At 72.2% G+C, this 25,092-nt stretch carries 29 protein-coding genes; 14 read left to right on the top strand and 15 right to left on the bottom strand.

Features of this window, described 5'->3' with window-relative positions; all coding sequences use genetic code 11:
• Positions 1–14 precede the first annotated feature (14 nt).
• The 3 genes from TR49_RS04515 to TR49_RS04505 all read right to left on the bottom strand — a co-directional run bounded on the left by TR49_RS04515 (position 15) and on the right by TR49_RS04505 (position 2,227).
• Positions 15–557, bottom strand: a complete 543-nt coding sequence (locus tag TR49_RS04515) for a GNAT family N-acetyltransferase (RefSeq protein ID WP_042377355.1) — start codon at positions 555–557, stop codon at positions 15–17.
• A gap of 40 nt (positions 558–597) precedes the next feature.
• Complete coding sequence (locus TR49_RS04510; RefSeq protein WP_152627060.1) at positions 598–1,398, bottom strand: hypothetical protein; 801 nt, start codon at positions 1,396–1,398, stop codon at positions 598–600.
• Between the two features lie 115 nt (positions 1,399–1,513).
• The gene (locus tag TR49_RS04505; protein ID WP_042377351.1) at positions 1,514–2,227 is read right to left on the bottom strand and encodes an SDR family oxidoreductase; all 714 of its coding nucleotides are present in this window, start codon (positions 2,225–2,227) and stop codon (positions 1,514–1,516) included.
• A gap of 111 nt (positions 2,228–2,338) precedes the next feature.
• On the opposite strand from TR49_RS04505, the gene TR49_RS04500 reads away from it, so the two are divergent.
• Positions 2,339–3,166: a helix-turn-helix domain-containing protein gene (locus TR49_RS04500; RefSeq protein WP_042377790.1), complete on the top strand. Its 828-nt coding sequence runs from the start codon at positions 2,339–2,341 to the stop codon at positions 3,164–3,166.
• A 31-nt stretch (positions 3,167–3,197) separates the two neighbouring features.
• On the opposite strand, the gene TR49_RS04495 is transcribed toward TR49_RS04500, so the two are convergent.
• A complete protein-coding gene (locus tag TR49_RS04495; RefSeq protein WP_042377349.1) occupies positions 3,198–3,539 on the bottom strand; it encodes an antibiotic biosynthesis monooxygenase in 342 nt (113 codons plus the stop codon).
• A 220-nt stretch (positions 3,540–3,759) separates the two neighbouring features.
• Between TR49_RS04495 and TR49_RS44695 the strand changes: the two genes are divergently transcribed.
• Positions 3,760–4,245 carry a hypothetical protein gene (locus TR49_RS44695; protein WP_052434013.1) on the top strand — a complete coding sequence of 162 codons (486 nt, stop codon included), beginning with the start codon at positions 3,760–3,762 and terminating at the stop codon, positions 4,243–4,245.
• A gap of 100 nt (positions 4,246–4,345) precedes the next feature.
• Positions 4,346–4,993: a MarC family protein gene (locus TR49_RS04485; protein WP_042377347.1), complete on the top strand. Its 648-nt coding sequence runs from the start codon at positions 4,346–4,348 to the stop codon at positions 4,991–4,993.
• Positions 4,994–5,027: 34 nt separating this feature from the next.
• On the opposite strand, the gene TR49_RS04480 is transcribed toward TR49_RS04485, so the two are convergent.
• Positions 5,028–5,453: a MarR family winged helix-turn-helix transcriptional regulator gene (locus TR49_RS04480; RefSeq protein ID WP_042377346.1), complete on the bottom strand. Its 426-nt coding sequence runs from the start codon at positions 5,451–5,453 to the stop codon at positions 5,028–5,030.
• Between the two features lie 97 nt (positions 5,454–5,550).
• On the opposite strand from TR49_RS04480, the gene TR49_RS04475 reads away from it, so the two are divergent.
• Both TR49_RS04475 and TR49_RS04470 read left to right on the top strand, forming a co-directional pair.
• The gene (locus TR49_RS04475; RefSeq protein WP_042377779.1) at positions 5,551–6,345 is read left to right on the top strand and encodes an alpha/beta fold hydrolase; all 795 of its coding nucleotides are present in this window, start codon (positions 5,551–5,553) and stop codon (positions 6,343–6,345) included.
• A gap of 26 nt (positions 6,346–6,371) precedes the next feature.
• Positions 6,372–7,127: an MBL fold metallo-hydrolase gene (locus TR49_RS04470; RefSeq protein ID WP_042377344.1), complete on the top strand. Its 756-nt coding sequence runs from the start codon at positions 6,372–6,374 to the stop codon at positions 7,125–7,127.
• 21 nt (positions 7,128–7,148) lie between these two features.
• Here the strand turns inward: TR49_RS04470 and TR49_RS04465 are convergent, their stop codons facing one another.
• Positions 7,149–7,805 carry a TetR/AcrR family transcriptional regulator gene (locus TR49_RS04465; protein WP_042377343.1) on the bottom strand — a complete coding sequence of 219 codons (657 nt, stop codon included), beginning with the start codon at positions 7,803–7,805 and terminating at the stop codon, positions 7,149–7,151.
• On the bottom strand, positions 7,802–9,325 hold the full coding sequence (locus tag TR49_RS04460) for an MFS transporter (protein WP_063770018.1): 1,524 nt from the start codon (positions 9,323–9,325) through the stop codon (positions 7,802–7,804). Before TR49_RS04460 ends, TR49_RS04465 begins: the two co-directional genes overlap by 4 nt.
• 495 nt (positions 9,326–9,820) lie before the next feature.
• Here TR49_RS04460 and TR49_RS04455 point away from each other — a divergent pair, with 495 nt between their 5' ends.
• Positions 9,821–10,744 carry a DUF6528 family protein gene (locus TR49_RS04455; RefSeq protein WP_052434012.1) on the top strand — a complete coding sequence of 308 codons (924 nt, stop codon included), beginning with the start codon at positions 9,821–9,823 and terminating at the stop codon, positions 10,742–10,744.
• Positions 10,745–10,853: 109 nt separating this feature from the next.
• On the opposite strand, the gene TR49_RS04450 is transcribed toward TR49_RS04455, so the two are convergent.
• Genes TR49_RS04450 through TR49_RS43520 form a run of 3 tightly spaced genes read right to left on the bottom strand, consistent with a single transcriptional unit; the run spans position 10,854 to position 12,251 of the window.
• A complete protein-coding gene (locus TR49_RS04450; RefSeq protein ID WP_052434011.1) occupies positions 10,854–11,336 on the bottom strand; it encodes a hypothetical protein in 483 nt (160 codons plus the stop codon).
• Entirely contained in the window at positions 11,333–11,995 is a 663-nt protein-coding gene (locus TR49_RS04445; protein WP_042377342.1) for a class F sortase, read from the bottom strand. The genes TR49_RS04450 and TR49_RS04445 overlap by 4 nt, the downstream gene beginning before the upstream one ends.
• Complete coding sequence (locus TR49_RS43520; protein WP_042377335.1) at positions 11,988–12,251, bottom strand: hypothetical protein; 264 nt, start codon at positions 12,249–12,251, stop codon at positions 11,988–11,990. The genes TR49_RS04445 and TR49_RS43520 overlap by 8 nt, the downstream gene beginning before the upstream one ends.
• A gap of 588 nt (positions 12,252–12,839) precedes the next feature.
• Between TR49_RS43520 and TR49_RS43515 the strand changes: the two genes are divergently transcribed.
• The 4 genes from TR49_RS43515 to TR49_RS04420 all read left to right on the top strand — a co-directional run bounded on the left by TR49_RS43515 (position 12,840) and on the right by TR49_RS04420 (position 17,135).
• Complete coding sequence (locus TR49_RS43515) at positions 12,840–13,622, top strand: G1 family glutamic endopeptidase (protein WP_052434010.1); 783 nt, start codon at positions 12,840–12,842, stop codon at positions 13,620–13,622.
• Positions 13,623–13,885: 263 nt separating this feature from the next.
• Positions 13,886–15,538: a S53 family peptidase gene (locus tag TR49_RS04430; protein WP_042377334.1), complete on the top strand. Its 1,653-nt coding sequence runs from the start codon at positions 13,886–13,888 to the stop codon at positions 15,536–15,538.
• A 485-nt stretch (positions 15,539–16,023) separates the two neighbouring features.
• The gene (locus TR49_RS04425) at positions 16,024–16,773 is read left to right on the top strand and encodes a class I SAM-dependent methyltransferase (protein ID WP_042377332.1); all 750 of its coding nucleotides are present in this window, start codon (positions 16,024–16,026) and stop codon (positions 16,771–16,773) included.
• Positions 16,774–16,943: 170 nt separating this feature from the next.
• Complete coding sequence (locus TR49_RS04420) at positions 16,944–17,135, top strand: hypothetical protein (RefSeq protein WP_042377330.1); 192 nt, start codon at positions 16,944–16,946, stop codon at positions 17,133–17,135.
• 31 nt (positions 17,136–17,166) lie between these two features.
• Here TR49_RS04420 and TR49_RS43510 read toward each other — a convergent pair whose 3' ends face one another.
• Positions 17,167–17,328, bottom strand: a complete 162-nt coding sequence (locus TR49_RS43510) for a hypothetical protein (protein WP_160311532.1) — start codon at positions 17,326–17,328, stop codon at positions 17,167–17,169.
• A 428-nt stretch (positions 17,329–17,756) separates the two neighbouring features.
• Here TR49_RS43510 and TR49_RS04410 point away from each other — a divergent pair, with 428 nt between their 5' ends.
• Positions 17,757–19,409 (top strand): MFS transporter, encoded by a 1,653-nt coding sequence (locus TR49_RS04410; RefSeq protein WP_236653231.1) that lies wholly within the window; start codon positions 17,757–17,759, stop codon positions 19,407–19,409.
• An 89-nt stretch (positions 19,410–19,498) separates the two neighbouring features.
• Here the strand turns inward: TR49_RS04410 and TR49_RS04405 are convergent, their stop codons facing one another.
• A complete protein-coding gene (locus TR49_RS04405) occupies positions 19,499–19,780 on the bottom strand; it encodes a hypothetical protein (RefSeq protein ID WP_042377326.1) in 282 nt (93 codons plus the stop codon).
• Positions 19,781–20,044: 264 nt separating this feature from the next.
• Between TR49_RS04405 and TR49_RS04400 the strand changes: the two genes are divergently transcribed.
• On the top strand, positions 20,045–20,647 hold the full coding sequence (locus tag TR49_RS04400) for a DUF4328 domain-containing protein (protein WP_160311531.1): 603 nt from the start codon (positions 20,045–20,047) through the stop codon (positions 20,645–20,647).
• 76 nt (positions 20,648–20,723) lie between these two features.
• On the opposite strand, the gene TR49_RS04395 is transcribed toward TR49_RS04400, so the two are convergent.
• The 3 genes from TR49_RS04395 to TR49_RS04385 form a co-directional block, all read right to left on the bottom strand.
• The gene (locus tag TR49_RS04395) at positions 20,724–20,954 is read right to left on the bottom strand and encodes a hypothetical protein (RefSeq protein ID WP_236653219.1); all 231 of its coding nucleotides are present in this window, start codon (positions 20,952–20,954) and stop codon (positions 20,724–20,726) included.
• 303 nt (positions 20,955–21,257) lie between these two features.
• The gene (locus TR49_RS04390; protein ID WP_042377323.1) at positions 21,258–21,731 is read right to left on the bottom strand and encodes a hypothetical protein; all 474 of its coding nucleotides are present in this window, start codon (positions 21,729–21,731) and stop codon (positions 21,258–21,260) included.
• A gap of 299 nt (positions 21,732–22,030) precedes the next feature.
• Positions 22,031–23,134 carry a DUF5937 family protein gene (locus TR49_RS04385; RefSeq protein WP_042377322.1) on the bottom strand — a complete coding sequence of 368 codons (1,104 nt, stop codon included), beginning with the start codon at positions 23,132–23,134 and terminating at the stop codon, positions 22,031–22,033.
• A 101-nt stretch (positions 23,135–23,235) separates the two neighbouring features.
• Here TR49_RS04385 and TR49_RS04380 point away from each other — a divergent pair, with 101 nt between their 5' ends.
• Together TR49_RS04380 and TR49_RS39630 are read left to right on the top strand one after the other, a co-directional pair.
• A complete protein-coding gene (locus TR49_RS04380) occupies positions 23,236–24,534 on the top strand; it encodes an MFS transporter (protein ID WP_084724557.1) in 1,299 nt (432 codons plus the stop codon).
• 146 nt (positions 24,535–24,680) lie between these two features.
• Positions 24,681–25,085, top strand: coding sequence for a nuclear transport factor 2 family protein (locus TR49_RS39630; RefSeq protein ID WP_052434008.1), 405 nt, complete (start codon positions 24,681–24,683; stop codon positions 25,083–25,085).
• The last annotated feature ends 7 nt before the right edge of the window (positions 25,086–25,092 follow it).

Genomic DNA, 25,092 nt, shown 5'->3' with positions numbered 1-25,092 from the left:
ACCACGCCGCCGCGTCACAGGAGGCGTTCGTCGTCCCAGTCGGGAGCCGTCGTGGTGCCGGAGAGCCAGTCGCGTCGCAGGATCGCGTATCCGACGGCGTCATGCACCCGCCCGTCGGACGCCGGCCAGGCGTCCCGGTAGTGCGCCTCCTTCGCGTAGCCGGACCGGAGGAAGGCGCGGCGCATGGCGACGTTGTCCTGACGGGTCGTGCCCTCGATCCGCCGCACCCCCGGGAACTCGGTGAACAGGTACCCGGTGAGCCAGGCCAGCGCCTGTCCGCCGAGACCGCGCCCCCGGTACCCGGAACGGATCCGCAGGTCGAACAGCGGTGTCTCGTCGCGCAGGTCCGTCAACCGGACGAATCCGGCCCGTTGACCTGCCACGATGATCCAGAAGGCCCGGTTGTCCTGGTCGTCGTAGCCGCTCTCCTCGATCCGCTGCCGCACGGCGGCCGGGTCGACGAGCTCGGAGCCGTGGAACGGCCACGTGTCTCCCGAGAGGAGGCCGACCAGTTCCTCCGCGTCGGCGGACTCGAAGCGCTGATAGGTGATCTTCACGGCCGTGCTCCCAGGGTCGTCCCGCTGTGGGTCATCGGGCTCAGCAGTGGCACAACAGACGGACCACGAGGCAGTCCGCGTCGAGGGATTCGAGGTAGTTCCCGGTCTGCCGGGCGAAGCCGGTCGCCGGGTCCTCTTCAGGCAGGAGGTCGGTGAAGGGCCCCGGACCGGCGGCTTCGGTCCACTGCCCGTCGAGGGTGAGCAGCGCGTAGGCCATGAGGGCGACGGCGGCCGCCCGCCGCAGGTCGGCTCGGAGGTCGCGGGTGAAGTGCGCGATCGGGTCGACGTCCGGCGCGAGTACGTGCGTCGCGAGGCGAAGGTTCGGATACGGGAGGGCGGAAGGGTTGCTCAGCGCTCGGACCAGGGGCTGCGCCTGGTGGTCCGTGACGGCTTGGGCCAGGGGGTAGGCGTGGGGGTCCGCACGGTGCCGCCGCCAGAACGCGATCCGGGGTTCGGCCGGTGGATGGTGGGCCGCCAGGCGGCCGAACTCGTGCTGCTCGGCCCGGAATCGGACCTCGGCCCGGGCGGTCGCGGCGGCCCGGGTGGCAGCGAAGTCCAGCAGCCCGACGGGGCCGCCGTCGCAGCGGTGGGGCAGGCGGTCGCGAGGCTTCCCGTTCGGGTGCGTCGCCTGGTGGACGAGCCGCGGGTCGCCCGCGAACTTCGGGCGGACCATGAAGCGTTCCTCGTCGCCGGCGTCGATCCGCCACCAGTCCCATTCGCCGTCCGGGTTCCCGCCTTCGGGGTTGTTGACGTCGAACGGCGCCATCGCCGCGTCCAAGGCCGCGCGCACATCCTCCGGTGCGGTCGGCGGCAGGCAGACGTTCACGAAGTACTTGGTCACCACTCCCCCTGTTCCCCGACGCCGCGGCGGAGCCGATCGTAGGGGGATCCCCCGGCGGTCCGCCTCCGGGTTTCGGCGCTGGGAGGAGGCGGATCGCCCGGTGGGTGACCCCGGATCAGACGAAGCGGTGGCCTCCGTCGACGTGGAGCTCGGTGCCGGTGACGAAGCCGTTGTGCATCACCGACGCGAAGGCCTGGGCGATGTCCTCGGGGGTGCCGACGCGGCGGGCGGGGAGTCGCTTCGACAGGTCGGCGAAGGCCGCCTGCTTGTCCATGTCGAGCTGGTCCCAGATGGCGGTGTCCACCCAGCCCGGGGAGATCACGTTCACGCGGACGGGGGCCAGCTCGATCGCCAGCCCGCGGGCCAGCGACGCGAGGGCCCCGTTGGCTGCGGCCATGACGGTGTTGGAGCCGTTCGGCCGGTAGGCGTTGATGCCGGAGGTGAAGGTGATCGAGTCGGTGACCCGGCCGTCCGCGTACTTGCCGACCAGCCAGGCGCCGAGCAGCTTGGTCTCGATGACGCCGCGGGCCGTCGCGGTCGCGACGGCCGCAGTGCGGCCGTAGACGCCGGTCGCGTCCGCCGCCGTCACCGCGACGTGGTTCACCTGCCCCACCCGGGCGAAGAGAGCAGCCACGTCCTCCTCGCGGGCGATGTCGGCCGTGACGGCGCCGACCTTTCCGTGCCCGGGACGCTCCAGTTGCGTCCGGGCCTGCGCCAGCCGGTCGGCGGATCGGCCGACGATCGTCACATCCGTGCCGTGGGCGAGCAGGGTCCGGGCGAGGGCGAGGCCCATGCCGGAGCCGCCGCCGATGATGATCGCATCTGTCATGGTTCGAGGCTGCACCGCCGGATCTGCCCCGGGGAGGCCGCGTCGATCCTGGGTGTGGCACGGCCACCCTGAAGCGGGGCGACCGCTGGCAGACTCGGAGCCGTGAACGCGATGGCCAGATTTCTGCGGATCCGGCGCGGGCAGATCGGCCCGGCCGACGTCGGGCTGCCCACCGGTCCGGGCGTGCGGCGCACGCCCGGGCTTCGCCGCGAGGAGCTGGCCGCGCTGGCCGGCGTGAGCGTGGACTACTACGTCCGCATCGAGCAGGGGCGGGAGACCGCGCCCAGCGACGCGGTGCTGGACGCGCTGGCACGGGTCCTGCGCCTCAGCCCCGACGAGCACGCCCACCTGCTGGGCCTGGCCGACCAGGCGGCCGGGCGGACGCCACGTCGGCGACCCGCCGAACCGAAGCCCGCCGGGCCCGGCCTGCGGCTCCTGCTGGAGTCGCTACGGCCCAGCCCTGCGTACGTGCTCGACGAGGTCAACGACGTGCTGGCGGCCAACCCCGAGGGACTCGCGCTGATGCCCGGCCTCGCCGACTACGCGCCCGGAGCACGCAACACGATCCGCTACGCCTTCCTGCACCCGGCGGCGCGCACCCTGTTCGCCGACTGGGACCGGGTGGCCCGCAACTGCGTCGCGCACCTGCACACCGCCGAGCTGGGCGCGCCGGGTCGAACGGCCGCGCTGGTCGAGGAACTGTCGGCGGCCAGCGGTGAGTTCGCCGCTCTGTGGCGTCGTCACGAGGTGTGGGTCAAGCGCGCGGGAGCCACCGCGTTCCGGCATCCCGCGATCGGCCGGGTCACGCTCGCCAACGAGGTGCTGACCACCGCGGGCGACGGTCAGCGCGTGCTCGTCTACCAGGCTCCGCCCGGAACGCCCGAACACGACGCCCTGGTGCTGCTGGCCCTGGCCGCGCAGGACGTGCGAGCCCCTTAGGCCCGGCGTCGGCGGCGGTCGCTGCGGGCCCTCAGGCTCCTCCCGGCTCCTCCGGCTCCTCTGGCTCCTCCGGCTCCTTGGTGATCCACTCGTCGACCACCTCGAAGATCTCGAACTCGGGTTGGGCGTTCATCTCGCGGAAGAGGCGGGGCGCGGACGGCCCTGCGGACGTGGACCGCATGGCGTCCATCGAGGACCTGTCCCGCCACAGGGTCTGGATGCGCCAGCGTCCGCTCTCGCCGCGCAGCAGCTCCGTCTGGAGGAGCCCCTCGGGCAGCGGACGGGCGATCAGCCGGTGGTAGGCGGCGATCAGTCGGTCTTCGTGCTCGGCCTCGACGCTGACGTTCACCTCGGCCAGCACCCAGTTGATCATGATCAGCCCCTTGTCGCGGAGTCCGGCCGCAGGCGTCCCCCTGGCAACGCTAGGCCCGGCCCGCCGAGCCCGCCCGGCGTGATCGCCCGCTCGTGCGTCCGTCACATGGCATGGGCATGCCCGCCTGGGATACGGTGGTCATCGCCCCCGCCGAGCGGGGGCATGCACGGCTACGAGCACTTCCGGCCCGCTGTTTCATCGACCAGGAAGGTTCAGCCCCATGCGATCCCGCCTGGCAGCCGCACGGCTCGCCGCCGCCGTCTTCGCCGCCGCAGCGGCATTCGGCCCCACCTCGGCCTCCGCGGCCGTCGCCCCGCACGACGCCTGGGTCCCCTGCCAGGTGGGCCTGACCGCCGACAAGGCCTGGCCTGCCGGCAGCACGTTCCTCGGCGGCGCACGCTGGTGCGTGGGCGAGTACCAGCTCACGATGCAGACCGACGGCAACTTCGTGATCTACAACGTCAACGGCCAGGCACTGTGGAACACCCAGACCGAGGGCCACCCGGGCGCCAGCGCGATCATGCAGACCGACGGCAACCTCGTCGTCTACCAGAACAACACGCCCCTGTGGAACTCCGGGACCGGCGGCAACCCGGGCGGGTACTACTACCTCTGCTTCCAGACCGACGGGAACCTGGTCATCTACGCCCCCGTCCCGCACACCACCGCCTGCAACGGCGCACCGAGGTGGGACAGCAACACCTGACGCCTGCTCCCCGCGGCCGACCGGCCGACGCGACCACGGCGTCGGCCGGTCGGCCGTGCCGGTCAGCCCCGCGCGGCCCCGCCTACGGGATCATCGGGCCATGTCGTCGATGACCGGGACGCTCAACGTCACCAGCACCTTCGTCACCTTCTTCGCCGTGGTCGGGCCGCCGAAGGTGATGCTGACGTTCGCCCACGTGGCGCGGGAGCGCACCACACAGGAGGCGCGGCGCGTGGCGCTGCTCGCCTCAGCGGCGTCGGCGCTGCTGGGCGCACTGTGCGCGTGGACGTCGCCCTATGTGACGGACTTCTTCCACATCAGCACCGAGTCGCTGGAGTTGGCCGGCGGGATCATCTTCTTCCTCTACGCCGTGGGCCTGGTGCTCGGGATGCACCTGGGAGCCGACAGCCAGGAGGAGGCCGACGAGATGCACCCGCTCGTCTCCGGCTTCCGTGAGCTGCTGCTGCCCTACGTGGTGAGCCCGCTGGCGGTGACCGCCGTGATCGTGGAGTCCCTGAGCCGGGAGGGCTGGGCCTGGCGCTCCAGCGTCGTGGCGTCGTTCGTGGCCGTCGCCCTGATCGACGCCGTCTGCATGGTGGCGACGACGGGCCTGCTGCGCAAGGTCCACACGACCACGCTGGAGATGGGCTCCCGCCTGCTCGGCCTGCTGCTCGCCGCCGTCGGCGTGGAGCTGTTCCTCACCGGCCTGGATCGCGCGATCAGCAACTGGGGGCAGAGCGGGCACTGATCCGCTCCACCTCCCCAGGACCGTCGACGGCCCCTCACGCGTCGGCGGCCTCGGGGCCCAGCGCCTTGGTCAGCAGGTCGCCGAGCCGGTCCAGTTCGGCGGCCGAGAGGTGGTGGAACGACGACTCCAGCACCTCGTCCGCGATGGCCTGACCTTCGGCCCGCAGACGCGCGCCCTCCTCGGTGAGCCGGTGCCGCACCGCCCGGCCGGGCCCCGGGATCCGCTCGATCAGGCCGCGGTCGGCCATGCGGGTGGCCAACGAGCCGAACGACTGGTCCGTCTGGAAGGTCAGCACCGCGAGGTCGTGGAGCGAGGCGTCGGAATTCCGGTGCAGGTGGCGCAGCGTGTCCCACTGGACGAGGGAGAGCCCCAGCGGGGCCAGCGCACGGTTCAGCGCGCGGTGGTGTCGGTGCTGCAGCCGTTTGACGGCCAGCCCCACGTCGGCCGGGCGGTAGCTCATGGTTCCAGACCTTACACCATTGACACAGGAGACTTATATAAGCATGCTGATATCAGCTTCCTGAGATAAGCAAGCGGACCAGTCCGTGGAGGACACCATGAACAGCCCCGTTCCGGCCGGCAGCCTCCGGCCCACCCGCACCGAGACCCGCACGCTCCCCCTCGACTCCGTCGAGATCACCTTCCAGGACCGCGACCGCACCCGGCCGTTCCTGCTGCTGCACGGCGGCGGCGGAGTGGCGACGATGGCCGGCTTCGCCGACCTGCTCGCCGAGCGGACCCACTCCCGGGTGCTCCTGCCCACCCACCCCGGCTTCGGCGGCACGCCGAGGCCCGCCTCCCTGCGCGGCGTCACGGACCTGGCCCGGGCCTACGTCGGGCTCCTGGACGACCTCGAACTGACCGACGTCACCGTGATCGGCAACTCCTTCGGCGGCTGGCTCGCCGCGGAGATCGCCCTCCAGGCCGGGCAGCGGGTCAGCGGCGCGGTCATCGTCGACGGCGTCGGCATCGAGGTCGACGGACACCCCATGACGGACGTCCGCGGCAAGTCGGTCGCCGAGATCCAGACGTACTCGTTCCACGACCCGAGCAGGGCGCCGCAGCCCCAGGGCGGCACGCCCGGCCCGAGCCCGGACGTGCAGGCCCTGATCGGCTACGCCGGGCCGGCGATGACCGACCTCACCCTGCTGGACCGGCTCGGCAAGATCGACATCCCGGTGCACGTGGTGTGGGGCGAGAGCGACCGCATCGTCGACCCCGACTACGGCCGGGCCTACGCGGCGGCGATCCCCGGCGCGGCGTTCACGCTGCTGCCGCGCACCGGTCACCTGCCGCAGGCCGAGACGCCCGAGGAGCTCCTCGGCGCGCTGCTCGACCTCGACCGGCGTTGAGCCCAGCACCCCGAGGAGGAACGACCGTGCGCACTCCCCTGACCGTGACCAGGATCGGGCACGCCTGCCAGCTGATCGAGATCGGCGGGCTGCGCGTCCTGACCGACCCGTGGTTCACCCAGACCGCGACGTACTACCAGGGCGAACCCCTCGCCGCGACCGTCGCCGGCCTCGGTCGGGTCGACGCCGTGGTGGTCAGTCACGAGCACTACGACCACTGCGACCTGGACGCCCTTCTCGCCGGCGGCCTCGCCCCGGACACCCCGCTGATCGGGCCGGGGACGGTCACGTCCCTCGCGCACGCCAAGGGCTTCCGGAACCTGCGCACCGTGGAGGCGTGGGAGGCCACCGCCGTGGGCGACCTCACCGTGACCGCGGCGCCGGGGCAGCACGGCGTGCACGAGGTGACGTTCGTGATCCAGGCGGGGGGCCGCACCGTCTTCTTCGGCGGCGACTCGCTGCGGGTTCCCGAACTCGACACGGTCCCCGAGCGGTTCGGCCACGTCGACCTCGCGATCCTGCCGACCAACGGCCTGTGCGTCCGGCCTCTGGGCCACCGGCAGGTGGTGATGGACGCCGAGGACGCCGCGGGACTGACCGCCGTCCTGCGGCCGACCCTGGCCGTCCCGCACCACTACGCCTTCCACAGCGGGCGCCTCGGCGACCGGATGATCACCGACGGGGACCGCGATCCGCGCCGCTACGCCGACGCGGTCACCCGGCTCGCCCCCGACCTCGACGTCCGGCTCGTCCTGCCGGGCATCGCCGTCGAGGTCGCGTAGCAAGGGACGGGGCCAACGGCCTCAGCGGGCCGGGGAACGGGCGGCGACGTCGGCGTGGACGAGCGCGTCGTCGGCGGGCGCGTGCTCCAGCGCCCGCTCCGAGGGCCGGAACCCGGCGAGGAGGACGCACAGGTGGCGGCGCCAGACCTCCGGGGCCCGCCGGGCGGTGTCGTCGATGATCCCGCGCAGGGACAGCACGGCGAGGTAGACGTCGGTCAGGGTGAGGTCCTCGCGCACCTCGCCGCCGTCCCGGGCCCGGGCGAGCAGCCCGTCCATCAGCGACCACAGTTCGGCGCGACGCCTGTCGGACGTGGGCGGCACGGCCTGCCACGGCCGCGTGAGGCAGCCGTGGTGCGAGGCCAGCACCGAGCCGACGTAGGTCAGGACCTGCTCCAGCCCCGTGCCGTCGGCGTGGGTCTCGGCCAGCTCCCTGGTGCGTTGCAGGACGGTGTCGAGGATCTCGTCGCTCAGGGCGGTGAGCAGGGCGTCCTTGGTGGGGAACCGCCGGTACAGGGTGCCCATGCCGACGCCCGCGCGGTGGGCGATCTCCTCGACCCCGGCGTCCTGGCCGAGCTCGGCGTAGACCTCCCAGGCCGCGCGGAGCAGTCGTTCGCGGTTCTCGGCCGCGTCGCGGCGCAGCGGCCGGCCGGCCGCTGCGGTGGTGGTGCGCTCGCTCATGCGACGGTGGGCTCACCGGCACTGGCACCGGTGCCGGCGTCGGCGACCGCCTCGGCGACGGCGTCCGCGTCGCCCGCGGTGGCCTGGCGTGGGATCAGCGGGCCTTCGGCGACGGGCGGCTGCGAACGGCGGTTCGGTCGCGCGGAGGGGATGATCACGGCGGCGAACGCGGCGAGGACGGCCGCACCGGTGAGGAACCAGAAGGTCGCGGTGTAGCCGGAGTCCTGCGGGAAGGGGTGGGTGGCGGTCACGCCGCCCGCGAGGATGCTCGCCGCCACCCCGCTGCCGACGGCCCCTCCGATGGTGCGGATGTTGGCGTTCATCCCGCTGGCCGCGCCGGTCTGGGCGGGCGGGACGGCGTCGACGACGATCGCCGACATGGAGGAGAACGCCAGGCCGAGCCCGACGCCGAGGAGACTGGAGGCCAGGTACAGCTCCCAGGTGCGGTCGTGTCCGGCCGCGAGCACCAGGAACGGGATGACGGTCGCGACGCTCCCGGCCACCAGGACCCGCTTGGCTCCGTGACGGGCGCTCAGACGGCCGGTGAGGGTGCCGAAGACGAACATGAAGCCGGTCATCGGCAGCATGTAGAGGCCGGACTGGGTGACGCTGGCGCTGAAGCCGTAGCCGACGAGCCGCTGCGGGGTCTGCACGAGCTGCGGCAGGAAGGTCATCGTGGTGTACATCACCACGCCGAACAGCAGGGCGACCAGGTTGGCCGTCCACACGGCGGGGACGCGCATCATCCGCATGTCGATCAGCGGCTCGGCCGAGCGCAGTTCGACCAGGATCCACAGCGCCGCGCAGATCGCAGCGGCGGCGAACAGCCCGAGGATGCGGGCCGAACCCCAGCCCCAGGAGGGGCCCTCGCTGACCGCGAGGAGCAGCGCCACCAGCCAGACCGACAGCAGCACCGCCGCGCCCCAGCTGATCCGGCCGGGGGTGCGCACCGGGGACTCCGGTACGAACAGGTACGTCGCGACGGTCGCCAGGGCCGTCATGATCATCGGGAACCAGAAGAGCCAGTGGTAGTCCATGTCGTCGACGATCGGCCCGGCCAGGATCAGGCCGATCCCGCCGCCGATCGCGGTCAGCGCGGCGGTGATGCCCACCGCCCCGTGCACCTTCGCCGCGGGGAACTCGTCGCGGATGATGCCGAAGGCCAGCGGCAGCACGCCGCCGCCGAGTCCCTGGATCACCCGGGCGACGACCATCAGCCCGATGCTGTTCGACAGCCCGGCGACCCCGGAGCCGACGGTCAGCGCCGCGAGCGTGAGCAGCAGCATCCGCTCCTTGCCGACCTTGTCGCCGATGCGCCCGACTATGGGCGTCGCGACGGAGGCGGACAGCAGGTAACCGATCATCAGCCAGGTCGCGGTGGACTGCGAGGTGTGCAGGCGCTCGATGAGCGTCGGCATCACGGGGACGACCAGCGACTGCAGCAGGGAGTAGGCGCCCACGCCGAGCAGCAGCACGGCGAAGGTGACGTTGTAGTGCGGACGCACGGCGGTACGTGCCATCGACGACTCCAGTGGATAGGCCAACCGGAGATTTGACTCCGCATAACGAACGGTATCAGGCGCTTCGCGGTCGAACTCGTGCCTGGCTGGAAGGTGACTCACAGGCCGTGAGCGACGGCGGAGACGACGGTCCTGCGGCGGCCGCTCTGCCGGGGTCGCGCCGGCAGCGGATGCCGGTTCCCGTACGACATGGCGCCGCTTCCCCGTCCCTGGTCCTCTCTCGGGCCGGGGTGACCGTACCGGTCAGCGACGTGCGCGTGTCCCTGCACGGCCGAGGGGCCACAGTGTGTTGCCGTGGAGGAGTGATCACATCTCCCGCAGCAACAGCCGGTTCACCTTGTCCCCCCCCAGGGCCCGTCCCGACGCGCAGTGATCAAAGCCGTCGGCGCCGTCGGCGGCCTGGGAGGCACTTTAGGCTTCACCAGACCCGGACCCCGCCAGGCTCCGACCCCCCAGGCGCCCGTTCCCCAGGTTCCTGCCGCCGGGCGCAGCCTGTTGCTGGCCGCGGACCAGGCCAGCGAGCGGGTGCTCGTGCTGGACGCGGCCAACCCCACCTGGCAGCAGGGCATGCACCCGATGCGGGCCTCCCGCACGGCCCTGTGGTCGTGGTCGCCGCTGGACCACAGGGAGCTGAGCCGGGTCAACCCCAAGCACAGCTGGACCAACGTCAGCGAGGCCAAGTACCGGCTGTGGAAGGGCGGGCACTGGATGCTCACCTGCGCCTCGGGCGGCCTGGTCGCGATGGTCTCGCTGACCACCGGAGCGGTGCACTGGGCCGGCCGGACGGACGCGAACGTGCACACCCTCGAGGTGCTCCCGAACGGCAACATCGCCGTCGCCGCCAGCACGCAGGGTTTCGTGCGGATCTACACCGCCTCGCAGTCGTCGCACTCGGCCCACTACACCCAGTTCAACCTCTCCGGGGCGCACGGCCTGCAGTGGGACCAGGCAGGTCAGCTCCTGTGGGCGGCGGGCACCACCAGGCTGGTGGCCCTGCGCGTCACCGGCAGCGCGAGCCGGCCCCGCATGCACCTCGAGCGGCACGTCGCCCTGCCGAGCCACGGCGGCCACGACGTGAACGCGGTCGCCTCCGCTCCGGGCCTGCTCTGGGTCACCACCAACAGCCACGTCCACCAGTACTCCCTCACGGCCAAGGCCTTCGTGCCCTACAACGGCCAGCAGGAGATCGACGCACCCGGGGTGAAGAGCATCAGCGACGACCCCGTCAGCGGCCAGGTCCTCACCGTGGCGCCGGACGGCGAGAATCCCTGCCAGTGGTGCACCTCCACGATCGCCTTCCATCTCCCCTACGGCATCCAGGGCATCACCAAGAGCAGTCTGTACAAGGCCCGGTGGATGCCCGCCGTGCTGCCCGGGCTGTCGGGCGCCGAGTCTCCCGCCTGGCCGTTTCCGGTCTGAGACGCGCCGCGCCCGGGCAGACCCGGGCCGGACGGCAGAGAAGTCCTTGGGCCCTGGTCCCCCGCGGTACGGGGGGAGGGCCCAAGGACTTCCGTGGCCTCTTCGCCGGTCAGGCGGTCCGGCCGACCGCGCGGTGCAGGTGTCCGAGCAGCAGCGGGGTGAGACATACCAGCGCCAGCCCCTGGCCCGGCAGGGACATGGTCCGCTCCGCCGTCCAGAGCAGCTCGTTGAGGTCGACGAACGGGCTCGCCTCGTACAGGCCGGCGAACTGGTACACGATCAGGCCCACCAGTCCCGCGGCCGCGGTCAGCCACCCGAGCACGTCGCTGACGAGGCGCCGGAGGACGATCACCAGCAGCGCGGCGAGCCCCGCCACGACGGCCTCGGTGCGGAACCAGGTGCCGATGCTGATGCCCGGCGCGGTCAGGGCGTAGTGCCCGGCCAGGTAGGCGTGGACCGCGCCGTCGACGGCGAGGCCGGCCGCGGCCAGGATCCGGGCCGGGAGGTCGAAGTACCCCGGCCGGCAGTCGGCCAGGCCCGGGCCCGGCTCGCGGCCGGCCGTCTGCGGCGGGAAGAGGCGACGGTGCGTCATGCCTGGTCGCTGGTGAGGTGGGCGTAGACGACGACGTTGCTGGAGTACTCCTGGGTGGCCTTGTCGAAGGTGCCGCCGCAGGTGATCAGGCGGACCTCGGGGCGGCCGGTGGCGGCGTAGACCTGGTTCTCGTCGAAGTCGTCACGCGGGATGACCTTGATCGCGTCGACGGTGAAGTCGGCGGTGCTGTGGTCGGCGCGGGTGACCGCCACGGTGTCGCCGGGACGGGCGACGGCCAGGGGATAGAAGACCGCAGGCCCGGTCGGGGTGTCCACGTGACCCACGATCACGGACGTGCCCTGCTGGCCCGGGGTGACCGAGCCGTTGAACCAGCCCGCCGTGTGGGGGTGGGCGAACGACGGGGTCGCCACGGTGCCGTCCGCCGCCCGGCCCACGGGAACCAGCGGTGCGTTCAGCCCCAGGCGCGCGATGGTGATCCGCTCGGGCTCCGAGGCCGCCATCGGGGCGACGGGCGGTGCGCTCGGCGACGACGAGGCGGGGACCGACGGGGACGCCTCGACGGCGGCGGACCCGACGGCCCCCGCCTGGCGCTGGCTGCCGCAGCCGGTCAGGACCGGGGTGAGCAGGCAGCTCGCGAGCATGACCGCGGTGGCGGCCGCACCGAGGCGGCCGCCACCGAATGCGTGGGTTTCAGCCACCGATGTGCGAAGTCAGCGCGGCCACCGAGGCGGCCATGCCGCCGCCGCCGGCCTCGACACCGTGGTGGTGGTGACGGCACCAGCCGCTCTTCGAGTGACGGTCGCAGCTCCAGCGGTCGTGGTCGCAGTGGCGGTGGTGGTTGGTCTGCACCGCAGCGACGCTGCGGGGCGCGGCCTGCGCGGTCGCCGGAGCCACCACACCCAGCGCCGCCGCGGCGGCGACGGCACCGATGACGGTCACGCGGATACTCTTCACAGCTGTCCTCCATGGACTCAACTGACAGGCGCCCGGTTCCGGAACGCCCTTCGTGTGCACAGCAAGGTCAGGCATTCCCGGCCGCGGGCACTTCATCGCACAATGCACCCCTTCGGCGCACACCGGACATTTCTGGCTGGCCGTCAAGTTCGCCTTCAGGGGCCCGCACAAGGGCGGCCGAGGCCAAGCCGCGCATCGGAACTGACGCTCGATCACGAGCCGGCGAACCCCCACGGCCGAACGGCTGACGGGCACTCAGCAACGGATTCACCGCGGCGCGGCAACCGGGTGATCCCCGGGGAGGCAGCGGGCGGCGCACCACGAGCCAGAGGATTCTCAGAAGTTTTCCGCCTGTTCCTCTGTTCAGCGTGTCCACGTCAGCCTTACTCTCGTTCAAGCACCACGCATCAGGGTGTCACTCCCTGTGATCCACCGTCCGCGATTCGGTGGACCTACGGGGCGTCAGCACGCGCACACCGCACTTCCGTGAACAGGAACGGCACCGCGTCTGACGCCATGTCGGGCCGGGCCGGCGCTGTTCGCTCCCGCACTGCACCGCACCGTCCCGCACCGCAGAGAGGAACCCCCGTGCACCTGCGCCGCATACTCGCCCCCGGCTCGGCCCTCGCGCTCACCCTCGCCGCCCTCGCCCCCACCGCGGCCGCCGCGGCCCCCGCGGCGGCGCTGCTCCAGGCCCCGATGCACCACGTGGCAGGGCAGCACGGCGCCACGCCGTTCTTCGTCAGCCACGGCGGCGGCCTCAAGCACACCACCACCACCAGTGACAACTGGTCCGGCTACGCGGCCACCGGCGGCACCTACACCAGCGTCAGCACCACCTTCGTGCAGCCTGCCGTCAACTGCTCCAAGGGCGACGGTTACTCCAGCTTCTGGGTGGGCCTCGACGGCTACAACTCCAGCTCGGTCGAGCAGACCGGCACCGAGGCCGACTGCTCCGGCGGCCAGGCCGAGTACTCGGCCTGGTACGAGATGTACCCGGCCAACCCGGTCACCTACAGCAACACCGTCCGCCCCGGCGACACCATCACCGAGACGGTCAGCTACGCCTCCAGCACCTACACGCTGACCCTGGCCGACAAGACCCGCGGCTGGACCAAGACCACGACCAAGCGCGAGAGCGGCCTGGCCCGGTCCTCCGCCGAGGTCATCGCCGAGGCCCCGTGGTCCGGCAGCGTCCTGCCGCTGGACGACTTCGGCACGGTGAACTTCAGCAACAACACGGTCAACGGCTCCGGCCTCGCCGGCACCAACCCGACCGGCATCAACATGGTCTCCGACTCCGGCACCCCCGAGGCCACCATCTCCTCGCTCAGCGGCAGCAGCTTCTCCGTCACCTGGAACAGCCTCTGACGCCGGCCTTCCCGTGCGTCGTCCCGCAGGCCCGGCCCCGGCCTCCGGGACGACGCACCCCCTCCACGGCGGCCCACCCTCAGGGTCTGCCGCGCTCCGACGGTCCCCCGTAGCCGACCGCCGGAGCGCGTCCCCCGCACCGGCCCGGGCCATCCCCCCGCCCCGGGCCGGTGCGGCGACGCATCACAGCGCAACACCGGTTCAGCACAGGGAAGCAAGGCATCCCTCTCGTCTTCCCCTCCCTCTTCGTCCCAGGAGGACCCGTGAAGCTCTCGCTCCGCTCCGCCGTCGGACTGCTCGCGGCACCGCTGCCGATCCTCGCCCTCGCCGTGGCCTCCCCCGCCCACGCCGCCACCACGCCGACGGCACTGCGCGGCGACGTGCTCCCCGCGATCGCCCACGCCCAACGCGCCGGCCAGATCGACGCCCGGCGGTCCATACCCGTGACGATCAGCCTCGCCCTGCGCGACCAGGCCGGGCTGACGGCCTTCCTGCAGCAGGTCAGCGACCCCCACTCCGCCCAGTACAAGCACTATCTGACGGTCAAGCAGTTCGCGGACCGCTTCGGTGCCACCGCGCAGAGCGTCGCCCAGGTCACCACCTATCTCCAGAGCCAGGGCCTGCGGGTGGGCCGACTCAGCGCCAACCACCTGACCCTGCAGGCCGACGGCACCGCCGCGCAGGTCGAGAAGGCCTTCGGCACCACGCTGGCCACCTACCACGACGCCTCCGCCCGGCAGGACTTCTACGCCAACACCAGCGCCCCGGTGCTGCCCGCCGCCATCGCCGCCGACGTCACCGACGTGGCCGGGCTCAACGACTACGCGCACTACCACAGCGACCTCGCCCGCAACACGGCCGCGCAGGCGTCCCCCCAGGCCTCCCCCAAGGCCACCCACCCGGGTCTCACCCCGGCCCACGCCCGCTCCGCCTACAACGTCGCCTCCGCCATCAGCTCCGGCTACACCGGCAGCGGCGTCACCGTCGGCCTGCTGGAGTTCTCCGCCTACAGCCAGTCCGACGTCAACACCTACGACAAGGGCTACTCGCTGACCCCGCCCGCCCCCACGGTCCGCACCGCGGGCGGCGGCACCACCGACACCTCCGGCGAGGACGAGGTCGAACTCGACATCGAGGTCGTCCAGGCCCTCGCCCCGCAGGCCGCGGTCAAGGTCTACGAGGCCCCGAACAGCGACGCGGGCGAGCTGGCCGTCTACGCCGCGCTCGTCAGCGACGACGTCCCGGTCATCTCCACCAGCTGGGGCGAGTACGAGGCCGGCGAGACCCCGTCCAACCTCACCGCCGTCGACACCGACCTCCAGGAGGCGGCCGCCCAGGGCCAGTCCTTCTACGCGGCCTCCGGCGACAGCGGCTCCGACGACGCCGGCAACGGCGGCACCTCCGTCGACTTCCCCGCCAGCGACCCGTGGGTCTCCGGCACCGGCGGCACCACGCTCAGCCTCACCTCCTCGGGCGGCTGGAGCAAGGAGACCGCCTGGTCCGGCAGCGGCGGCGGCATCTCCTCGCAGTTCTCGACCCCCAGCTTCCAGAGCAAGGTCGACACCGGCAGCAAGCGCTACGTCCCCGACATCGCCGCCGACGCCAACCCCAGCAGCGGCTGGTCTGTCTACAGCGAGGGCGCCTGGGACGAGTACGGCGGCACCAGCGCGGCCGCGCCCAACTGGGCCGCCTTCACCGCCATCTACGACAGCGAGGCCAAGGCCAAGGGCAAGGCGGCCTTCGGCTTCGCCAACTCCACCATCTACGCCCTGGCCCAGTCGACGAACTACAGCAAGGCCTTCCACGACGTCACCAGCGGCAACAACGGCGCCTACAAGGCCGGCACCGGCTACGACCGCGTCACCGGCTGGGGCACCTACAACGGCGCCAACTTCCTCTCCGCCGAACTCGGCTGACCCGACCACACCCGCGCTCCCCTCGCGCTCCTCTCTCGTTCCGGCGCGGGGGGAGCGCTCGGCGTGCCCGGCCGCGCGGGGCGCGGGGCGCGGGATCGACGCGGCGGGACGCCATCCGGAGTAGCCCGGGTCGCCGGACCGGCCGGCTGCTGCTCGACTGGCGGCGGAACGTCCGCCGACCCGACCAGCCAGGAGCCCGTCATGCCCGTCCCCATCGGAACCCCGATCGCCCTCCTCTTCATCGCCGCGGCGCTCATCTTCCTCCCCACGACCTTCGGCTGACCGCCTCCAGGGGTTGGCGTCGATTCGGCGGCGCAGGGCTTCCCGCACACTCATCCGAGCGACCCGGAGTGGACCGGCGGCTGAGCCGGGCGCTGCCCCGCCGCCCCGCGCTCCAGCGCGGGGCAGGGCCGGACGGCATCCTCAAGTGGCCTGCAGCGAAAATGCGTTGACGGCAGCCGAGGGGTGCGGGAGCATCGCCACCCATGCTGCAGAGTGAGATCTGGGACGACGAGGCCGCGAAGAGCTACGACACCCCCGGCACCGGCATGTTCGCGCCGGAGGTGCTGGGACCGACAGTGGACCGTCTCGTCGAGCTTGCCGGAGGCGGGCGGGCCGTGGAGTTCGCCGTCGGGACCGGGCGCGTGGCGGTGCCGCTCGCGCAGCGCGGAGTCCCGGTCAGCGGCATCGAGCTGTCCCAGCCGATGATCGACCAGCTCCGCACCAAGGCGGACGAGGCCACGATCCCCGTCGTCGCCGGCGACATGGCCACGGCCCGGGTCCCGGGCGAGCACCAGCTGGTCTATCTCGTCTTCAACACCGTCTCCAACCTGCTCACGCAGGACGAGCAGGTCGCTTGCTTCCGGAATGCCGCACGTCACCTCGCGCCCGGCGGGCGGTTCGTCGTCGAGCTGTGGGTCCCCGAACTGCGCAAACTGCCCCCGGGGCAGTCGGCCGTGGTCTGCCAGTCGTCGACGGGCTACATCGGCCTCGACACCTACGACGTCCTGCACCAGCAGGTCGTCTCGCACCACTTCCGGTTCGACGCCTCCGGCGGCCGCGAGGCGCGGCTGTTCCGCAGCCCGCACCGCTACGTCTGGCCGGCCGAACTCGACCTCATGGCCCAACTCGCGGGAATGACCCTCGAGTCCAGGCACGCCGACTGGTCGGGGGCGGAGTTCACCGCACAGTCGCCGTCGCACGTCTCCGTCTACCGCACGGCCGAAGCACGCTGAGCCACAGGGTCGCGACCATCCGCAGCTCGCCCACGGTGGCCCGGCCCACCACCAGGAGACTGCGGGCGCTCCCGGGTTCTCGGGCGCGCATGGAGCCGTGATCGTCGAAAACCGTGACCCGTAATCCGCACGCACCGGATCGCAGAACACGGGACTGGATCCCGCTCCTCATGTGCGCAACCCTGCTCGCGGCCAGCATCCTCACCGCCATCCAAGGACGCCCCCGCAACGGCGCCATCCACGCCGCCCTCATCCTCGGAACGCCCCCGGTCGTGTACCTGACCCTGCGCGGCCTATGGGCAATCAACGCCGTCAAGGGCACCGTCCTGCGCCTGTACTGGACCCTCACCAGCCGCCGCTGACACGCGCCAACACGGAGACGAACGTCAGCGCTCACGACGCCACCGCCGCCTGCGTGAACTCCCGCCACGGCAACCCCGCAGCCTTCACCCGCCGCAGGCAGTCCTTCGTGCCGTCACACGCCAGCCCCTCGACGAAGAACACCAGAGTCAGCCACCGCCCGGACCGCCCCGCGCCGAGGACGTGCTCGACCATCCGCTGATTCCTGCGGTTGCCCTCCGTCGGGCAGTAGTCCCCACCACGCCTCGGCCTGCGGTGGCCCGGCTTGCACTCGCGGGTGCACGGCCCGCCAGTCCGCCGGAGGCCGCAGCGGCCCGGTGGGCCTTCGCGCGCCCCGGCCTGCGCCGGTGCCCGCTGGTTCGCCCCAGTCCGCCCCAGTCCGCCCCGCTCCGCGGCGGTCGCGCGGAGCAGTCCGGCCGTGACAGGGCACCCCCTCGCCTGAAATAGTTGTACAGCACACTGACCGAAGGGAAGCCCTCACCATGCCACCCAGCTCGCCCGCCGCCTCGCCACCGGGCGGATCGAAATCCGCCCCCGACGTGGCTGTGGAGGCACACCCCGAGGTCGAGCACGAGCACGGGCCCCACTACAAGTGGGTCGCCCTGTCGAACACGACGCTCGGCATGCTGATGGTGATGATCAACCAGTCGATCGTGCTGATCGCCATGCCGAACATCTTCGACGGCATCCACCTCGACCCGCTGGACCCGCACAACACCAGCTACCTGCTGTGGATGATGATGGGCTTCATGGTGGTCACCGCGGTGCTGGTGGTCACCTTCGGGCGGCTCGGCGACATGTTCGGCCGGGTCCGCATGTACAACCTCGGGTTCGCGGTCTTCACCGCGTGTTCCATCATGCTGTCGCTCACCTGGGGCAGCGGCACCGAGGCCGCGCTGTGGCTGATCGGCTGGCGTGTCGTCCAGGGCGTAGGCGGCGCGCTGATCTTCGCCAACTCCACCGCGATCATCACCGACGCCTTCCCGGCGCGGCAGCGCGGGACCGCGCTGGGCATCAACGTGATCGCGGGCATAGCCGGGGCCTTCATCGGCCTGATGCTCGGCGGGGTCCTCGGCCCGGTCGGCTGGCGCTGGGTGTTCCTGGTGTCCGTGCCCGTCGGCGTCTTCGGCTCGGTCTGGGCCTACCTCAAGCTCAAGGACACCGGTCACCGGCAGCCCGCCGCGATCGACTGGTGGGGCAACCTCACCTTCGCGGCCGGGCTGATCACGCTGCTGGTCGGCATCACCTACGGCATCCAGCCCTACCACGGCGCGACGACCGGTTGGGGCAACCCGTGGGTGCTCACGGCCATGGGCGTCGGCGTGGTGCTCCTCGTCGTTTTCTGCGTCATCGAGTCCAAGGTCGCCGAGCCGCTGTTCGACCTGTCCCTGTTCCGGCTGCGGACCTTCGCCGCCGGCAACCTGGCCAACCTGCTCACCGCGCTGGGCCGCGGCGGCCTGCAGTTCATCCTGGTGATCTGGCTCCAGGGCATCTGGCTGCCGCTGCACGGCTACAGCTTCGAGCAGACCCCGCTGTGGGCGGGCATCTACATGATCCCGCTGACCGTCGGGCTGCTGGTGGCCGCGCCCGTCTCGGGTCTGCTCTCCGACCGGTTCGGGTCGCGGTTCTTCACGATCGCGGGTGCGCTGCTCAACGCGCTCAGCTTCGGCCTGCTCATGGTCCTGCCCGTCGACTTCCCCTACCCGGCCTTCGCGGCGATCCTCGTCCTCAACGGCTTGGGCGCGGGTCTGTTCGCCTCCCCCAACCGCGCCGAGATCATGAACGCGGTCCCGGCCCGTCAGCGCGGCGTCGGTGCGGGCATGACCGCGACGTTCCAGAACGCGGCGATGGTGCTGTCGATCGGCCTCTTCTTCAGCCTGATCGTGCTGGGCCTGGCCCAGAGCCTGCCCGGCGCGATGGACCACGGCCTGGTCGCACAGGGCGTTCCCGCGCCCGTCGCGGCGAAGGTCTCCCAGCTTCCGCCGCTGGCCGTGCTCTTCGCGGCGTTCCTCGGGTACAACCCGATCCGGCAGCTGCTCGGCACCCAGGTCCTCCAGCACCTCCCGGCGGGGCGCGCGGACTACCTGACCGGCCGGAACTTCTTCCCGCACCTGGTCACCGGCCCGTTCCAGGACGGCCTCGCGGTCGCGTTCTGGTTCGCCCTCGCGGCCTGCCTGGTCGCGGCCGTCGCCTCGGCCTTCACCGGACGCCGCGCCCCGGTGCCGGTCGCTCCGACTCCGCTTGCGACGAACGACACGGAGACCCCGGCGCGGTAGGCAGCCGCCGAGCCCTCTCGACGTCACCCGTCCGCCCCCCGCGGCGCGATGCGCCCGCGGGGGCGGACTCGCTTCCGCCCGTGCTCGGGTCACCGCAGGCGGCTGGCCAGCGTGTGCCCGACCAGCAGGTAGGCGATCGCAGGGATGCCGTAGTTGAGCAGGGTGCGCAGCCATCCCTCCGAGGGGGTGAACAGGTCGTGCGCCCAGGCCGACAGCCAGTCGGCCGCGTTGTGGATCCAGTGCGCCATGTCGTTCGAGGGGTTGGCCTTCAGGACGTACAGGACGATCCACAGCACCAGGATGCCCGCGACGACATCGGCGACGATCATGACTCCGCGGGCCGCGCCCGCCGCACTGTATCTGCCTTCCATGACGGGGCGTCTAACCGCAACGGCGGAAGCGAAACGGCGTGCGGCGGCGGGCCCTGCCGCGACCGCTCCGGGCATGCGAGGGTGGGGCGGGAAGCACCCCGCGCAACCCCCTGGCTGACGTCGACGACAGCCGCTAGGATCCCCTCCGACCTGCGGAAAGTCCGCATCGGCGGGCACCCGGGAGCGTGTGGAATGGCTGGACGGGCCGAACCGCGGGGAAGGCTGGCGCTGTGGGTGTGCGGCGCACTTGCCTGCTTCGTGTTGATGACGGTGGCGACCGAGGCGGCGGGCTGGCACAAGTACGTGATGCTCGGCGCTCTGCCGCGGCAGGAGACCGACGCGGCCGACAACGCGCGTGTCGTGGCCGACATGTGGGTCGGGAACCTGTCCGGGTGGTGGCAGGCCTTCGGCGTCGCCGCCATGGTGCTGTTCGTCCTCTGGCTCTGGACCATGCGTGAACTCGCCGACCGGGTATGGCCGCAGGGACAGCGACGTCACCCCGCGTGGGCGCTGTTCGGCTGGCTGGTGCCGGGGGCCCAGTTGTTCGTGCCGAAGATGTTCGTCAACGACCTGTGGGCCGCGGCGCGTCCCGCGTCGCGCCGCAGACGGGGCGCTCCGCTGCTCACCGCCTGGTGGCTCGCGTTCCTCGCCTGCCTGCGCTGGGCCGGCGACTTCGCGCCGCTGAAGCGCGCCTCCACCGTGCACGCGGTCGGCGAGGCGATGCGGGGCCTGCTGGTCGGCGACGCGTTGCGCGTCTCCTTCGCGGCGCTGACCGCCGTCCTCGTCTGGCGGCTGAGCGGCGCGCTGCCTCGGGCGCTCGACGGGACGCAGCAAGGACCGGCGGGCGATCAGGCGGCCGGGGAGTGAGAAACGGACGGTCTCCCCGCCGATCGGCAGGGAGACCGTCCGTGCTGTGCAGTGCCGTTCGGTCCGCTGGTCCTGGCTAACGCTCGCAGACCACGTGGGCGGGCACCCAGGTGCGGGTCCAGTAGCCCGCGTGGCGGATGCCGCGTCGGTCCCGCGAAGCCGGGTGCCAGGTCCGCACCCAGTGGCCCTGTTCCACATGGCACCGCTGGTGGTGCCCGGGGTGCCGCGGCGCCGCCGAGGCCGTCCCCACCGTCCCCAGCACCGCGCCGCCTGCCAGCGCGACCGCGACCGAACCCAGCGCCGCCATCCTCACAAACCGTCCACCCGTCATCGCAACAGCCTTTCTCGCGTCATATGTGCCGACGCCCGGCGGTCTTGTTCCGACCGGGCACATACGACGCTCCCTCACAAATCCACCACCACCGCCACGACGCTCCGGCATTTGAGGGAAGTCTCAGAAAGCCTCAATCAAACACAAATAGTCATAGAAGAAGCCACGCGGCCAGCTCACGGTCGAGGAAGTGCGGATCCGAACCGGTCCGACCCGAGGGGCGCCCTGCTCGGCACACGCAGGCGACCGCCTCCACGCGGGCCCCTGCGGGGTGTCGGGTCAGGCGCGGGCCAAGCTTGCTCGGGCAGCCATCATGAAGGCGTTCTTGTGCTCGTCCAGGTGCTCGTTGACCTCCACGTCACCGATCTCCCGCCAGACCGCGTGGTTGAGCGCGCGTCCGTACGCGCTCGCTGGGGCCTCCAGGGACCCATCACAGAGCAGCACCAGTCCGCGATCCGCCGTCCAGAGCTTGGTCATGACGGTCTGCGCCCGGGTCATCCAGCCGTCCTCGTCGGCCCCCCAGGGTTCCGGGCGACTGTAGGCGGCCCGCTCGGCCTCCTGGGCGCAGGCGAGGAACTCCTTGATCGCCTCTACCTGCTCGGCCCGGCGCGTCTCGGTGGTCGCCTGCGACTGCCGTCGGTCCTCGGCCCGATCCGCCGAACGCTGCGCGGCACGCTGCGTGAACGCCGTCAGCGCACCACCGAGCACCACACCCGCGAGTGAGAAGGTCGATGCCCACAGTTCCCCCGCCACGCCAACTCTCCTTCTGCGAAAACTCTTTGCGCGCCAGCCTGCCCATCCTTCCGCAACGGCCGACCGAGCTGCTCCGGCGGGGTCAGCAACGATCAGTGGAAGCCGAGTCGACGGGCGGGTAGGAGCCCAGTCAGCATCTGCGATGCCACCACGCCGACTTGGGTCCTTTCGCCGCTCCTGACAGACCCGGGACATCGCGACACCTCGCCCAAGGTCGTCCCCGGTCCCGTGCCGACGACCGAAGGGAAGCCGGTGTTCTGCGTGGCACTGCGCCTTCGGATGCACGTCATCGACGGAACCTACCGCAGGACGGCGTCCAGGAGGTCGGCGCCGAGGGAGGCGGTGGTGCGGGTGTCGAGTTCGTAGTGGACGTACCGGCCGCGGCGGACGGCGGTGAGGAGGCCGGCGCGGCGCAGGACCGCGAGGTGGCGGGAGACTTCCGGGGGTGTCAGCTCCCAGGCGGAGGCGAGCTCGCCAGTGGTGTGGGGGCCGCGCGCGAGGGTGCGGACCAGGCGGAGGCGGACGGGGTGGGCCAGGGCCTCCAGGCGTCTGGCGACGACGTCCATCGGGACCGGTGGCGTGGTGTCGGGCGACGCCACCGGGTACTGCAGCACCGGGCGCCAGCCCGGGGCGTGGACGCAGACGAGATGGGGGTCGCCGAAGACCGAGGGGATGAAGGTGACCCCGTCACCGTTCGCGCTGGTGCTGTTGTCCTGCAGCTTGTCGACGACGATGCGCCGCCGGGTGCCGCCGGTCTCGGAGGGCTCCTCCAGGGAGATCGCCGCCGAGACGGCGCGCAGGGTGTCGCCGAGGCCGCGACGGGTGCGCAGTTCGGCCTTGTGCCGGAGGTCGGCGGCCAGTTGGGGGCGGATCCGGCGCCAGGTCTCGTCGAAGAAGGCCGGGCCGCAGGCCTCCAGGGTGCGGCGTAGCCGGGCGCGGACGGTGGGTGGGTCGGCCATCAGCCGTTCCGCGAAGGCGGCCTGCTGCGGTCCCCTGGCCTGGGCCAGTTCCAGCGCCCGGTCCCGGGAGGTGGCGTCGGCCAGCGGGGACGGCGTGCCGAAGAGCACCCGGTCGGAGCCGCAGGTGGTCACCAGGGCGGCGGAGACGAACCGGTCGTCGCCCAGCGCGTCGACCGCGTCGAGCTCCTCGGCGAGCGTCGCGCACGGGTGCGCGGGCAGCAGGAAGTCGGCACGGGACGAGCGCCACAGGAACTCCGCCTCGCCGAGCCGTTCGGACAGCTCCGTTCCGAGTCCGGCACGGACCCGGGCCGCCCAGGAAACGCCCGCGGGGTGGTGCGGCGGCGCTGCCAGCACGTGCAGCATCGCGGTCAGCTCGGCCAGCGGAGAGGCGGCGAAGAGCAGCCGCTCGTCGGGCAGGCCGGTGATGTCGACGACGAGGCTCATGCGCTCCATCCTGCCTGTTCACGGCCGGATCGCCGACGTCGGTTGACGGGAGTCGTCAATCGACGTGACCGGCGGCGGGGACCGGCGCGACGGTGAGCGGCATGACCACCGCCATGTGCCCTGCCGATGCCCGATCGAAGACCTCCGCCGAAGCCGCCGCGGCGTCCGCGCGCCCCCGTGCCGGCTGGCGGACGCTGCTGCGCGCCGGGGGCGGCGCCCGGTACGTCGTCGCGCTCGCGGTCGACTCCTTGGGGTCGGGACTGCTGCGCCCTTTCCTGCTGCTGTACGGCGTCGAGGTGCTGCACGTGGGCGTGGCCCGGGCGGGCCTGGCCATGACCGCGGGGTTCCTGGCGGCGCTCGCCGCCGTCCCGTTCGCCGGCCGTTGGCTCGACCGGGGTGCCCGCTCCGCCGCCGTGGCGGGCGCGATGCTGGTGCGGGTGCTGGGCGTCGTGCTGCTCCTTGCCGCGCCAGTCCTGGGCGCGCCGCCGCTCGTCGCGTTCGCGATGGCCGCGCTCTTCCTCGGGGTCGGCAACCAGTGCTGGCCGCCCGCGCACGCGGCGCTGGTGACCGCCGTCGCGGAGGAGCGGCTGCGCGACGGCGCGCTCGCGGCCGGGCGGGCGGTGCGCAACGCCGGCCTGGGGGCCGGGGCGCTGATCGCCACCGTGGCGACGGCGGGCGGCCCCGGGGCGCTGCGACTGCTGGCGGTTGTCACCGCGCTCGGCTACCTGACGGCCGGTCTGCTCGCCGCCTCCCTGCGGGTGCGCGCGGTCTCGGGCAGGGGTGGCGAGGACGTCGCTCGCAGGGCGGAAGGGCGGTCGCCGCGTCGCGGGTTCACCGTGCTGGATCTCGCCAACCTCCCGTACGCGTTCAACTTCAACGTGCTGGAGGTGGCCCTGCCCGCCTTCCTGGTCACGACGTTGCACGCCGCCACCGCCTGGGGTGCGGGGATCTTCGTCGGCAACACCGTGCTGGTGGTGCTCTGCCAGGTCGCCGTCGTGCTGTGGATGGCCCGGTGGGGGCGGCGGACGGCGATGGCGGCGTCCGGGGTCGTGCTCGCCGGAGCGTACCTCGGCTTCTGGCTCGCGGGGACGGCGGGCGGTGTCTGGGCCGCACTGGGGGTGGCGGCCGTGTCCGTGGTGCTGACCGCCGGGGAGATCATGTACACCGGCAGCGCGACGGCGCTGGTCGTCGCGACCACCGAACCCGACCGTCTCGGCGCCGCCCTGGCCCGGTTCCAGCTCTCCAGCGGGGTCGGCCTCGCGGTCTCCCCCGCCGTGCTCACGGCGCTCCTCGCGGTCGGCTCGGGCGCGCTCTGGCTCCCGCTCGCCGGGGCCACCCTGCTCGCCGCCTTCGCGATCCGCCGCTGGTGCCCGACGGACGGGCCGCAGCAAGGGATCTGACGCCCGCGGCAGGCCTGGCTGGGCCGTCCCGGTGAATCGGCCCTCGTCGCCGCACGCGCCGCCGGGGCGGGTCCCCGGCCGGTTCCTAGTGTGAGGGGCGCCCCGTTGTCCCTTCAGTTACGCCGTTCCCCTTGGGAGGTCGACCCATGAGCACCGACGGCAACATCGAGATCGTGCGCTCGTGCTACGAGATGTTCGGCAGGGGTGATGCCGCCGGGATCCTCGCGGTCCTGAGCGACGACGTGGACTGGGGCGTGGAGACCACGACGACCGTCGCCCCGTGGTACGGCCCGCGCAGGGGGAAGGCCGATGTGGGGGCGTTCTTCGAGGAGTTCGGCGCCACGATGGAGGTGGAGGACTTCACGCCCCTGGTCTACGCCGCGAGTGGGGACGACGTGCTCACGGTGGTCCGCTGCCATGCCCGCCACCGGGCGAGCGGGCGGCTGGTACGGATGAACCTCCATCACCGCTTCACCCTTCGCGACGGGCTCATCGTCCACTACCGGGGCACGGAGGACACCGCACAGGTCGCCGCCGCGCTCCGGTCCTGACCCGCAC

Origin of the sequence: Streptacidiphilus melanogenes (assembly GCF_000787835.1) — a bacterium.
Lineage (GTDB): Bacteria > Actinomycetota > Actinomycetes > Streptomycetales > Streptomycetaceae > Streptacidiphilus > Streptacidiphilus melanogenes.
Note: the sequence above shows the minus strand (reverse complement) of the source record. Positions and strands in the feature narration are given on the sequence as shown.